This is a genomic window from Halorubrum lipolyticum DSM 21995 (genome assembly GCF_000337375.1).
Lineage (GTDB): Archaea > Halobacteriota > Halobacteria > Halobacteriales > Haloferacaceae > Halorubrum > Halorubrum lipolyticum.
In genome coordinates, this window is record NZ_AOJG01000018.1 from 32485 (window position 1) to 44926 (window position 12442).

10 protein-coding genes are annotated in these 12442 nt (G+C 72.7%); 6 read left to right on the top strand and 4 right to left on the bottom strand.

Annotated elements, in window-relative coordinates; all coding sequences use genetic code 11:
• Positions 1-4: 4 nt before the first annotated feature.
• Positions 5-1315 (bottom strand): cobyrinic acid a,c-diamide synthase, encoded by a 1311-nt coding sequence (locus C469_RS07505; RefSeq protein WP_008005296.1) that lies wholly within the window; start codon positions 1313-1315, stop codon positions 5-7.
• A complete protein-coding gene (locus C469_RS07510; protein WP_008005299.1) occupies positions 1312-2370 on the bottom strand; it encodes a nicotinate-nucleotide--dimethylbenzimidazole phosphoribosyltransferase in 1059 nt (352 codons plus the stop codon). Before C469_RS07510 ends, C469_RS07505 begins: the two co-directional genes overlap by 4 nt.
• 447 nt (positions 2371-2817) lie before the next feature.
• On the opposite strand from C469_RS07510, the gene C469_RS07515 reads away from it, so the two are divergent.
• Positions 2818-3609, top strand: coding sequence for an SDR family NAD(P)-dependent oxidoreductase (locus tag C469_RS07515; RefSeq protein WP_008005300.1), 792 nt, complete (start codon positions 2818-2820; stop codon positions 3607-3609).
• 38 nt (positions 3610-3647) lie between these two features.
• On the opposite strand, the gene C469_RS07520 is transcribed toward C469_RS07515, so the two are convergent.
• Complete coding sequence (locus tag C469_RS07520; RefSeq protein WP_008005302.1) at positions 3648-5624, bottom strand: type II secretion system F family protein; 1977 nt, start codon at positions 5622-5624, stop codon at positions 3648-3650.
• Positions 5621-7945, bottom strand: a complete 2325-nt coding sequence (locus C469_RS07525) for a type II/IV secretion system ATPase subunit (protein WP_008005304.1) — start codon at positions 7943-7945, stop codon at positions 5621-5623. The genes C469_RS07520 and C469_RS07525 overlap by 4 nt, the downstream gene beginning before the upstream one ends.
• Positions 7946-8207: 262 nt before the next feature.
• Here C469_RS07525 and C469_RS07530 point away from each other — a divergent pair, with 262 nt between their 5' ends.
• The 5 genes from C469_RS07530 (at position 8208) to C469_RS07545 (ending at position 12106) form a co-directional block, all read left to right on the top strand.
• A complete protein-coding gene (locus C469_RS07530) occupies positions 8208-9194 on the top strand; it encodes a bile acid:sodium symporter family protein (protein ID WP_049911129.1) in 987 nt (328 codons plus the stop codon).
• Positions 9195-9245: 51 nt separating this feature from the next.
• Complete coding sequence (locus tag C469_RS07535; RefSeq protein WP_008005308.1) at positions 9246-10286, top strand: zinc-dependent alcohol dehydrogenase family protein; 1041 nt, start codon at positions 9246-9248, stop codon at positions 10284-10286.
• A gap of 78 nt (positions 10287-10364) precedes the next feature.
• The gene (locus C469_RS17170) at positions 10365-10538 is read left to right on the top strand and encodes a hypothetical protein (protein ID WP_169330830.1); all 174 of its coding nucleotides are present in this window, start codon (positions 10365-10367) and stop codon (positions 10536-10538) included.
• A gap of 271 nt (positions 10539-10809) precedes the next feature.
• Positions 10810-11070, top strand: a complete 261-nt coding sequence (locus tag C469_RS07540; RefSeq protein ID WP_008005310.1) for a hypothetical protein — start codon at positions 10810-10812, stop codon at positions 11068-11070.
• A gap of 124 nt (positions 11071-11194) precedes the next feature.
• Positions 11195-12106, top strand: a complete 912-nt coding sequence (locus C469_RS07545; RefSeq protein ID WP_049911131.1) for an HpcH/HpaI aldolase/citrate lyase family protein — start codon at positions 11195-11197, stop codon at positions 12104-12106.
• Positions 12107-12442 lie beyond the last annotated feature (336 nt).

The window sequence follows — 12442 nt, forward strand, 5'->3', positions numbered from 1 at the left end:
GCGGTCACAGCCCGTCGAGGAACGCGTCGAACGCCCCGCTCTCCGGGTGGACGTGACAGTACGTTCCGAGCGTTCGGTGTTCGATCAGCCCGTCGTGTTCGCCGTCGACACCGGTGCCGCGCTCCACGTCGAAGGCGAACCGGGCGTCGCCCGCGGCCTCGGCGTCCGAGTAGTGGAACTCGTGGCCCCGAAGGCTCTCGCCAGCCGACGCCGTCGGCGCGTCCCGCGTCGCCCGCAGCTCGACGTGGTCGAGCGCCCGATACCGGTCGCGCATGCGCACGTCGGCCGGGAGGACGCCGGCCATCGCGTGCGTCTCGCCCCCGGCGGTCGTCAGCGACTCGGCGAGCGCCATCAGTCCGCCGCACTCGCCGAGCACGGGCGTCCCCTCGGCGGCCGCGCTCGCGACGTCGTCGAGCGCCGGGCTCTCGGCCAGCTCCGCGGCGTGGAGCTCCGGGTAGCCGCCGGGGAGGTAGACGCCGTCGCAGGGCGGGAGGGGGTCGCCCGCGGTCGGCGCGAAGGACTCGACGGTCGCCCGCTCGCGCAGGCGTTCGATCGTCGCCGGATACGCGAACCGGAAGGCGTCGTCGCGGGCGACCGCGACGCGGGGGCGGTCGCCGTCGGCCGTCTCGGCCGGACCGTTCGGTTCGGGCAGGTCGGCCGGCTCCCGCGCGATATCGGCGAGCCGCTCGGTCCGGAGCCCCTCGGCGGCCGCGTCGAGCGCGTCGTCGGGCACGGGCGACTCGTCGCCCATGTGCAGGCCGAGGTGGCGGTCCGGCACTTCGAGGTCGTCGTCCGGCGGGACCCGGCCGAGGTAGCTCATCCCCTCCGGGAGCGCCTCGCGGATCCCCTCGGCGTGGCGCCCGCCGTGCGCGCGCTGGGCGATGACGCCGACCACGTCGACGTCGCGGCCGGTCCGGTCGGCATACGTTCGAAAACCGAGCGCGGTCGCCGCGACGCTCTCCATCCCCGCGCTGGCGTCGACCACGAGCGCGACGGGGAGGTCGAGCGCCTCGGCGACCGCGGCGGTGCTCGACTTGTCGCCGTCGTACAGCCCCATGACGCCCTCGACGACGCAGACGTCGCCCTCGCCGCGGGCGTAGTTCCGGCGGAGCCCGTCCTCGCCCTGGAGCCACGGGTCGAGCGTGCGCGAGGGGCGCCCCGCCACGCGCTCGTGGTGACTCGGGTCGATGAAGTCGGGCCCGGCCTTCGCCGGCTGGACCGCGTGACCCGCGTCGTCCAGCGCCCGGATCGCCGCGAGCGTCGCGACCGTCTTGCCGACGCCGGAGGCGGTGCCGCCGAAGACGATACCCCTCATGGCGAGTTCGCTCTGTCGGCCAGCAGGCGGTCGGTGATCGAGGCCACGCGGTCGCGCACGTCGCCGGCGGGGACGCCGGCGCGCTCGGAGAGGGCCAACGCGCCGCCCATCCCGACGCCCTCCTTCGCCTCCCCGCGGGCGTACGCCGCCATCGACGGGTGGTCGCTCTCGCCGAACGCCGGGTCGGTCGCGGAGAGCGTCAACTCGAGGTCGTCCGCGAGCGCGCCCACGTCGGCGGAGGGGTCGTCGGCGACGAACGAGGTCGTCGCGAGCGGGAGCGGGCGCTCGACGCCCGCGTGTCGCGCGAGCGCGGCGACCGCCGCCATCTGGGTCCCGCCGGCGAGCGTGACCGGCACGCCGCGCTCGACCGCGCCGACGACGAGGCCGGCCGCCGCGGCGAGCACGGGGTCGCCCATCAGCCGGACCGCGTCGAGCGGGTCGCCGGCCGCGTCGCCGGCGGCGAGCCCGCTGGCGTCCAGTCCCTCGTCGACGACCGCGCGCTTGGTCCCGAGGGGGTTCGCCGGCAGCGACGAGGAGACGGCGGGGCGCTCGTCGAGCGCGGTGAGGACGCCGAGCGCGGTCGTCGTGCCGCCGGGGATCGTTTCGGCGACGAGGAGTTCGGTATCGGCGTCGCTCGCCTCGATATTCGGTTCGGTCCCCGCGACCACTTCCGGCACCAGTCCGCGCGCCCGCTTAAAAATCGCCGCCGCGTCCGGCACGGGCTCCGGGTCGCGCACGTCGCCGCCGGGCGCGGCGCCCGCGTCGAGGAGCGTCGCGTCCGTGGGGTCCGTCGGGACCGCGAGCCCCGCGTCGACGCCGACGAAGTCGAACCCGACGATCTCGCGCACGGCGCGGGTGACGACCGCCGGGGTCGGACAGCCCGCGGGGCTGACCGGAACGGCCGAGTCGGGGGCGGGCCGCCCGTCGGCGACGATCTCGAGGTCGGCGCTCGGGGTGTGTCTCCGCAGCTCCGGGTCGGCGCCCGCGGCGCTGATCCCGTCGATCGCGGCGGTCGCGGTCGTCCCCGCGACGACCGCGAGGGTCACGTCGGTCACGCGGTCCCTCCCGCTCGTCGCCTCGAGGGATCGAGTGGTTTGGCCGGTCGATGGCGCCCGTCGCCCGCTCGGTCGATAACAACCACTAGCGGTTGATTAGCACAAGTCGACTTTAATCGATCGGGGATCGGGCTCCCCGAACGGTGACGCCCCCGGCGGTGCAGTCGCGACGCGACCGGTCGGCTACCGACAGTCGCGGACGGACGAGTGTGCGAATGATCTCCACACATATAAGACGGGTATTCGCTAATGAGTATTAATAATGGTAACTGAAACATCGGGGACGAGAAACAGGGAGCACAGAGCCGGAGGCGTCGAGGCGAGGTGGGAAAACCGCTCGCCGGTCAGCGCTCCGAGGGCGACGACGGACCGGCGGCGACTGCCAGACCGGCGGCGACTGCCAGACCGGCGGCGACACCCGTGCGGGTCCGGAGAACGGGGCGATACATGACCGGCGACGCCTCCCTGACGCCGGACGACGCCCTCCCGGACCTCGCCGGGCGGGTCGCGGTCGTCACCGGCGGCGGCCGGGGGATCGGGCGGGCGATCGCGCTCGGAATGGCCGCCGCGGGGGCGACGGTCGTCCCCTCGGCGCGGACCGCGGCGGAGGTCGAGGCCGTCGCCGCCGAGGCCCGGGACCTCGGGGTCGAGGCGCGCGGGATCACCGCCGACGTGACCGACGACGGCGAGGTGGACGCGTTGGTCGAGGAGACCGTCGACGCGTTCGGCTCGCTGGACGTGTTGGTCAACAACGCGGGATTCAACCCCGGCGACGCGCTCGGCGACCCGGCGGAGATCGAGAGCGACGCCGTCGACTCGGTCCTGGACGTGAACCTTCGAGGGGCGTTCCGGACGCTTCGGGCCGCCGGCCCGTATTTAAAAGAGGCGGGCGGCAGCGTCGTCAACGTCGCCAGCGTGGCGGGCGAGGTCGGGCTGCCGAAACAGCACCCGTACGTCGCCTCGAAACACGGCCTCGTCGGGCTCACGAAGAGCGCGGCGGTGGACTGGGCGCCGGACGTGCGGGTGAACGCGGTCGCGCCCGGCTACGTCGCGACCGACCTCACGGAGACGCTGCAGGAGAACGAGCGGCTCCGGCGGTCGATCCTCGACCGGACGCCGCAGGAGCGGTTCGCCGACCCGATGGAGATCGCGGGCCCGGTCGCCTTCCTCGCGAGCGGCGCGGCGAGCTTCGTCACCGGCGAGACGCTCGCCGCCGACGGCGGCTGGACGGCGCGGTGAGCCGAGCGGGGAACGCGTACGGCGATCGCGGCCGGGCGTCAAACCAGCCCGCCCGCGGTGAACACCGCGTAGCAGATCGCCACTAACAGTCCGGAGTGGAACAGCGCCGCGTAGCGCCCGCGGGAGGCGGTGCCGGCGAACCACCCCGACGCGAGCATCGTCGCCTGCGTGACGACGTACAGCCGGAAGCGTTCCAGCTCCGGAAGCACCGTCTCCGGCTCGGTCACGAGGTCGGTGGCGCCGGCGAGGTCGGCGAGCCGGGCGGCGTCGATCACCTGCGTGTTGACGACGGCGACGACCGCCGCGACCAGCGCGGCCGCCGCCCAGCCGACCGCGACGTACGGGTGCATCGACGAGCGGAGCGCCCGCTGCTCGCTGTAGAGCCGCCCCACCTCGATCCGGAGCGTCTCGAAGACGGCGTCGGCGTCGCTCCCGGCGTCGAGGGCGTCGGTGACCAGCCCGAGCGTCCCCTCCGCCAGCGGGGTCCCGACGCGTTCGACGAACCGCTCGATCGCGGCCGCGCGGACGTCGGTCGCGGTCGTCGACTCGCCCGTGGTCCCCGCGCCCTCCGTGCGCCCCGTCGCGGTCGTCGACCGGAGCGCGAACGCGAGGTCGGCCACGTCGTCGTCGAGGACGCCGAGGTCCGCGTCGCGCGCGACCGCCTCGACCGCCGCGGGGAACGGCCGCCCCCGCGCGACGTGGCCCGAGACGGCGTGAACGAAGTCCGCCAGCTCGCGGTCCTTCGCGTCGTCGATCCGGGTGCGTCTCCCCGCGGCGACGCCGACGGGGACGGCGAACGCCGCGTACGAGAGCAGCCCGACGTTGACGAGGGTGTAGCCGGCGAGGGCGAGGGCGACCGCGAGCAGGGCCGCGGGCGGCGCGCAGACGACCGCCGCGCTGGCCGGGTTGCGCCCGACCGAGGCGAAGACGCCGCGGGGCGCCGCCGGCAGGTCGTAGCTCGCGCGCTGGTTCGGCGGGCGGAGCGTGCCGACCGCGACCGCGCCGGCGAGGCCGATGGCGACGAGGAAGGCGACGGCGCCGTAGAGGACGACCGCCCGCGTCGGCACCACCCCGACCGGCGTGTCGACCGGGGGGAGCAGCTCCGGCACGACGACGGTGAGCGCGGTCGCCGCGATGACGAGCAGCGCCGGCAACACCAACACGAGGACGAACAGCTCCGTGAGCAGCTCCAGGAACCGGCGGGCGCGCTTCCGGGCCCGGTCCTGCCGGTGCGCGAGCATCCGACGCTCCGTCCGGAGGTACTCCGCGAGCGCCGCGTCGCCGGTCGCCGCGTGCTTGCGGAACTCGAGGAGGAACGGCGCGAGCAGCTCCCGCGAGGGGGTGTCGCGGGCGACCCGGCGTAACCCCTCGTCGAGGCTCCCGGCGAGTTGCGCGGCGTTGAGCGCCTTCCGCAGCGAGGTCGCCGTCCCGCCGTAGGCGTCGTTCGCGGCGGCCTTCTCGACCATCTCGCGGGGCCCGTCGCTCCCGGCCGCGAGCAGTTCGAGGTAGCGGACCGCGGGCGGGAGCGTCCGCTCGATGTCGGTCCGGCGCGTCGCCGTGAGCCACCGGAGGCGGAGCCCGCCGAGCCGCACCGTCGCGCGCTTCGCGAGGAACCCGGCGAGCCCCGCGACGACGACCGCGACCGAGTCGGCCGACAGCGACGCGATCGGAATCGGGGAGCCCGCGCCGACTCGGGCGTCGACCGCCGCGAGCAGCCCCGGTGCGGTCGACGCGGCGACGAGCAGCGCCGGGACGATGACCGCGACGCAGGCGACCCACGAGAGGCCGTACACCCGCGACAGATGCGTCTCGAACCCCGTGTCGAGCGCGGTCCCGCGGTACCGCTTCCGGTCGGCGTCGTGCCGGCGGTCGCTCGCGTGGCGCGCGAACAGGGCGTACAGCACGCGGTCGATCACCGAGGACCCGCCGGCCCGCGTGAAGCCGTCGGCCTCGGCGGCGTCGAGGGCGCGGCGGCCCCCCGGAGCGTCGGTTCCCGTCTGTGGCTCCCCGCTCACGGCCGTCCCTCCCCGTCCGCGGTGCGGGCGGCGCGCTCGACGGTCGCGGCCTCGTCGGTCCGGAGGTCCGCGAGGAACTCGAACAGCGCGTCGAAGTCGTCGACCCCCTCGCGGACGAGGTACTCGACGTACCGGCGCTTGGACGCGAACTCCGACTCGACGGCGTCGACGTCGCGGTCGGTGTGGTCGGCGACGCGACCGAGCGCGTGGAGGCGGCGTTCGTCACCGGGCGCGGTCGGCGCGCCGCGCTCGGGGGCGCCCGGGAACCGGAACTCGCCGTCGGCGTCTCGCCACGCGACCGTGTTGTAGTACACTTCCTCCGCTCCCTTGTCGATGACGCCGGCACCGCCGTGTTTGGGGTTTCCCGTCGGGCTTCGCTTCGCCTCGGAGTCGAGGGCCGCGTACTCCGCCTCGGAGAGCAGCTCGACCGCTCGCGAGACGTAGCGCTCGCCGTCGACCTGCCGCGGGAAGACGACCAGGTCGACCTCGCGGAGGAGGTAAGCGGGGAGCCCGCGCTCGATCACGCGGTTGACGAGCGCCTCCACGTCCTCGGCGTGAGTGGTGCCGATCACGCCGTGGCCCGTGTTCAGGGTCTCGGCGAACGTCTCGAAGCTCGCGGGCGTGTTGATCTCGGCGATCACCTCCACGTCCGGGTTCAGGTAGTTCGCTTCGGCCATCAGCTCCGACATGCTCACGGCCTTGTACGCGTCCTCGTGGTCGCGCGTCGTGAGCGACACCCCGGTCTCGTGCGGGAGCCGGACCTCGCGGGACCCCTCGTCGATCGACACCGGCCGGTCGTCGAACGGGATGAAGGGGGTGTGGGCGTTCATGAGCGTCGTCTTCCCCACCCCGGTCGGCCCGGCGAAGAGGACGGTCCCCCGGTGTTCGTACAGCAGCCACAGCAGGGTGACCAGGTCGGGCGAGAGCGTCCCGTGGTCGACCAGATCGACCGGCGTCAGGGCGTCAGCGCTCTGCTTGCGGATCGAGACGTGCGGGCCGCCCTCGGAGATGACCGGGAGCGCCACCGCGCACCGAACCGTCTCGTCGACCCCCTCGACGTCGAGGTTCACCTTCGCCGACGGCGTCGACGCGTTGAGCTCGGTGCCGTCGCGGGCCGCCAGCCCGGTGACGACGTTGACGAACGCGGTCTCGTCGTCGAACGCGAGGTTCGTCGGGACGCGTCGCCCGGCCTCTGCGGTGCCGCCGAGGTCGTCGGCGTCGCCGGCGGCACCCGCCTCCGTCCCCTCCAGGATCGAGGTCCGCGGGACCACCTTCACGCGCTCGCCGACGCGGTTCGCCTCCACGTCCTCCAGGTTCGGGTCGCGGATCGGTATCGTGAGGATGCCCTCGCCGACGAAGTCGCGCAGCACGTAGTACGCCAGGTCGTCGAGCCGGTCGTGGGCGTACCGGGAGTCGACCGGCGGCACCGCGAGCCCGCGGTCGGCCAGCGCGGAGCGGACGCGGTGGGCCGCCGCGCCGAGCCACGCGCGGGTGTTGCGCGCGGTGAGCCGCCGCGAGAGGAACCGCCGGGCGTGCTCGGCGACGAACGCCTCGCGGTCGTCGACGACGCCGTTGACGGTCGTCTCCCAGACGCGCTCCTTGCACTCCTCGATCAGCGCCTCGTCGCCCGGGAGGAGGTCGGGCTCGCGGACGGCGTACTTCGTCTCGAACGCGTCGGAGCCGAGCAGTCGCTCGCGGGCGACCACCACCTCGACGGAGAGCCCGGCGAAGCCGACCGCGTACCGGGCGAGCCGCTCGGCGGCGACGCGCTCGACGTACGCCGCGTCGGCGTCGATGCCGGTCTCCAGGGGCGCGAACGTCTCGGTGTGGACGACCAGCTCGCGCTCGTCGCCCACGTCGGCCACCTCGATCCGGTCGTCTAAGGCGAGCGGCGTCACGTCGCCGAGGAGCCGGAGGTCGCGCAGCGCGTGGTAGTCGATCCGACGGCGCGCCGCCGCGCTCGCGTCGAGCAGCCGGTCGAGCGCGCGCTCGTACTTCGGCTCGAACCCCGCCTCGGCCCGCTCGTTCACGCCGACCCGCGTGAGCGGGCGCCGGTGGCGCACCCCGGAGAAGTGGTCGCGGACGCGGTCGAGCGCGCGCTCGTCGGCCGCCGACAGCGGCGGCTCGCGCACGTCGTAGCCGAACCGGCCGCCGTCGCGCTCGCGGACGGTCGCGACGACCCCCGGCTCCGGCTCGTACTGCGCCCGCACGTCGGGGGCGTACCACGCCTCGGGATCGTCCGGCGGCACCGGCGCGGGCACCGCGCCGCCCGGGTCGTCGTCGGCGTCGTCGACGATCCGGAGCGTCGGGCCGTCGCTCACGGCTCGGCTCCCCGCGTCGGTCGGTGCCTCGCGGAACCGGCGTCGCGTCTCCGCGTCATCGTTCGATCCGCGGGTGGTGGATGGGCCGATTTAAGCGTTATTTTCTGTTAGCAAAATATAATTTCAATCTGAATAAACGTCTTGGCGGAACACCGGGCCACGGCAGCTCCCGGGGGTGACAGCGCGGCGCGAAGTGGCGAACAGACGGAGAGCCTTGCCCGAACTGTAGCCCCTTTTACCCGTTCGGGTGAACCCCGACGAGATGACTGCACTGGACCGCCTCGAACGGCTGGGTGAGTTCACGAGCAAGTACTTCGTCCTCTGGGTCCTCGTCGCCTCCGGGGCCGCGCTGTACGCGCCGTCGGCGTTCACGCCGATCGCCGACTACATCACGCCGCTGCTCGGGGTGATCATGCTCGGGATGGGGCTGACGCTCACGCCCGACGACTTCAAGCGCATCGTCGAGCGCCCGCGCGACGTGCTGATCGGCGCGGCGGCGCAGTGGCTCGTGATGCCGACGCTCGCGTACGCGCTCGTCGTCGCCCTCGGGCTCCCGTGGGAGGTCGGCATCGGGCTGATCCTCGTCGGCGCGGCGCCGGGCGGGACCGCCTCGAACGTGATGACGTACCTCGGCCGCGGCGACGTCGCGCTGTCGGTGACGATCACGACGGTGACGACGATCGCCGCCCCGCTCGTGATGCCGGCGTGGATCGTCGCGCTCGCCGGCGAGCAGATTTCGGTGACCTTCGCGCAGCTCTCCGAAACGATCATCTGGGTCGTGCTCGTTCCGGTCGTGGCCGGACTCGCGCTCCGGCTCCTCCTCGATCGCTACGCGCCGACCGCGGCGAAGGTCGGTCTCTCCGTGTTCCCCGCGATCAGCGTCGTCGCCATCGTCGCCATCGTGGCCGCGGTCGTCGGCCTCAACGTCGAGAACATCCTCACCGCGAGCGCGCTGGTCGCTGTGGCCGTCGTCCTCCACAACGGGCTCGGCCTCGGCGCCGGCTACGGGGTCGGGAAGCTGACCGGGATGGCAGAGGACCGGGCCCGGGCGTGCGCGTTCGAGGTCGGGCTCCAGAACAGCGGCCTCGCCGTCGCGCTCGCGACCGCGTTCTTCGACCCCATCGCGGCGCTGATCCCGGCGCTGTTCAGCGTCTGGCACAACGTGAGCGGCCCGGCGCTGGCGACGCTGTTCACCCGGATCGACGGCGAACCGGTCTCCGAGTACGAGCCGTCGGTCGGCGCGGACTGACCTGGCCGACCCGACCCGCGCCCTTTTCTGACGCGCGCCGGTAGCGTACCCATGCGCGCAGCCATTTTCAACGGCCCCGGCGACATCGGCGTCGAGGAGCGCCCTCGCCCCGATATCGAAGCGCCGACGGACGCGATCATTCGGGTAACCCACACCGCGGTCTGCGGCTCCGACCTGTGGTTCTACCGCGGCGACAGCGACCGCGACGAGGGCTCTCCGGTCGGTCACGAGCCGATGGGGATCGTCGAGGCGGTCGGCGACGACGTGACCTCGGTCGCGCCCGGCGACCGCGTGCTCGCGCCCTTCACTATCTCCTGCGGCGAGTGCGAGTTCTGTCGGAAGGGGCTCCACACCTCCTGCGAGAACGGCGACTCGTGGGGCGGCGACAACGGCGGCGGGCAGGGCGAGTACGTCCGGTCGACCCGCGCCGACGGCACGCTCGTCCGCGTTCCCGACCGGTTCGCCGACGACGAGGACACCCTCCGGTCGCTGCTCCCGCTGACCGACGTGATGGGCACCGGCCACCACGCGGCCGTCAGCGCGGGCGTCGAGGCCGGCGCGACGGTCGTCGTCATCGGCGACGGCGCGGTCGGGCTCTGCGGCGTGCTCGCGGCCCGCCGGCTCGGCGCCGAGCGGATCGTCGCGGTGGGCCACCACGAGGACCGGCTCGAACTCGCCGCGGAGTTCGGCGCCACCGAGACCGTCTCCGAGCGCGGCGAGGCCGCGGTCGAACGCGTCCGCGAACTCACTCACGGCGGCCCGAACCACGTGATGGAGTGCGTCGGCGCCGCGAGCGCGATGAACACCGCCATCGACATCGTCCGCCCCGGCGGCACGATCGGGTACGTCGGGGTCCCGTACGGCGTCGAGGAGGAGGGGCTCGACGTGTTCGGCATGTTCGGGCGGAACGTGACGCTCGCGGGCGGCGTCGCCCCCGTCCGCGCGTACGCCGAGGAGCTGATGGCCGACGTGTTACAGGGCACCCTCGACCCCGCCCCGATATTCACCGAGACGGTCGGCCTCGACGAAGTCGACGAGGGGTACCGCATGATGGACGAGCGCGAGGCGATCAAGGTGCTCGTAAAGCCGTAGAAACGACCGCGTGAGCCGCCTCTGCGACCATATCGGCGCAATAGTTATCAGTAGCGATCTCTTGATAATAGTTGACACATGTCACAATTACGTCGAGACGCGATCGAGGAGATCCGAGAACGTCACCGGTCCGAAGAGGCGGACAAACGGCTCGACGAGACGGACGAGCGGCTCGACGAGACCCCCGCCGCGGACGAGCCGGCGGAGCCCGAGGAGCCGCCGGCCGAGCCGAACACCCCGGCCGACGACTGACGCGGTCGGGGGCGACTTCGCCTCGAACCCCGACGATTTTCGCGGTCGCCGTCGCGGCGAGCGTCGCGTCCGTCTCCCGGACCACACCGGCTCGCACCGCGTTTCAGGCTCTCCCTGACGATGTTTCAGCGGGCGGAAACGACGGTTCTGGCGGCGAAATACTACACCGGTGCCACGGCTAGGTCGAGACGGCTCCGCGACGGAGTCCCGCGACTATGTACACGCCAATCGACGGGTCACGCGAGACGGGGCAGCGACCGGTGGTCAGCGGATGACACGCGTGCGGATCCGCGAGATCGTCCTCGTCGCGATGATCGCGGTGCTCTCCGCGGTCATCGTGGGGCTCTCCGAGGGCGTGGTAACGGGGGCTGGTGCGGCGGGGGCGGCGGGCGCGGCAGGGGCGGTGGAGGCGACGGGAGGCGCTCCGGTCGCGGAGCCCGGACTCGTCTCGCCGACCGCGCTCGGCGGGGTCGTCGGGGCGCTCGCGCTCGCGCTGCTGATCGCGGCCGCGGTCCGACGCGCGGACCGCTGAGCCGCCCCGACGCGGTCGGATCCCGCCGACCGGTTCGCCCGTACCACTCGCTTCCGAATCGGTGAAAATACCCCCGCGTGAGGTATCTTTATTTTCATGGAAAAGCGTGATAGACTCGCTATACATGACTGACGTTACCCTTCGTCGGACGCAGCTTGCGACGCCCGCGAGCGACGAGAAGATGATGCACTCGGCGGCCGACAGCGACGCCGACGAGGTGTTCCTCGACCTGGAGGACTCCGTGGCGCCGAACGCGAAGCCGGACGCGCGCGAGCCCCTCATCAAGGCCGCTCGCGAGGAGGACTGGAGCGACAAGGTCCTCAGCTTCCGGATGAACGGCATCGACACCAAGTGGTGGTACGACGACCTGATCACGGTCGTCGGCGAGGCCGGCGAGCACATCGACGACATCATCGTGCCGAAGGTCAAGTCCGCCAGCGACATCCACACCGTCGAGAACCTGCTCCACCAGGTCGAGGTGAACAACGACCTGGAGGTCGGTGGTATCGGCCTCGAACCGCAGATCGAGGACGGCGAGGGGATCCACAACGTCCACGACATCGCGCACGCCTCCGACCGGCTCTCGTCGATCATCTTCGGACCGGGCGACTACTCCGCGGCGATGGGCACGCCCGGACTCGACATCGGACAGTTCCCGGAGTACCCGGGCCACTACTGGCACCACGCGCTCTCCGAGTGTAACTCCGCGGCGAAGTCGGCCGGCCTGCCGTGTCTCGACGGCCCGTACGCCGACATCGAGGACGCCGACGGGTTCCGCGAGTCCGCCGAGAACGCCAACATGATCGGCTGCGACGGCAAGTGGGCGATCCACCCGTCGCAGATCGAGATCGGCAACGAAGTGTTCGCGCCGGACCCGGAGACCGCTGAGCGCGCCAAGCGCATCGTCGACGCCTACGCCGAGGCGATGGAGGAGGGCAAGGGCGCCGTGAGCGTCGACGGCCAGATGGTCGACGAGGCGACCAACAAGATGGCCCAGGACATCGTCGAGACGGCCGAGGCCGCCGGAATCCTCTAAGGCCGAGTCCGACCTCGACTCGCGGACCGCCGACACACCGATTTTTGGCGTCGATCGCGTCTCAGAGCGACAGTGGTCGCTGGCGGGGGTGAGTGAAGTAGATCGGTCGCAGCGATGCAGTATATAAACAGTCGTGAGCGACTGCGACGATAGTTTATAAATGAACGAGGCGGTGGCGCGCGCCTCCGAGCGGTCGCCGTCGGCGACCGCGAGGAGCGCCGCGCGAGGTCGCCGTCGGCGACCGCGAGGAGCGCCGCGCGAGGTCGCCGGCGCTGCGCGCCGGCTGCCAGAGGGACCTCTGGTCCCTCGCTGGAGTCGGGCGGCCGGAGCGAAGCG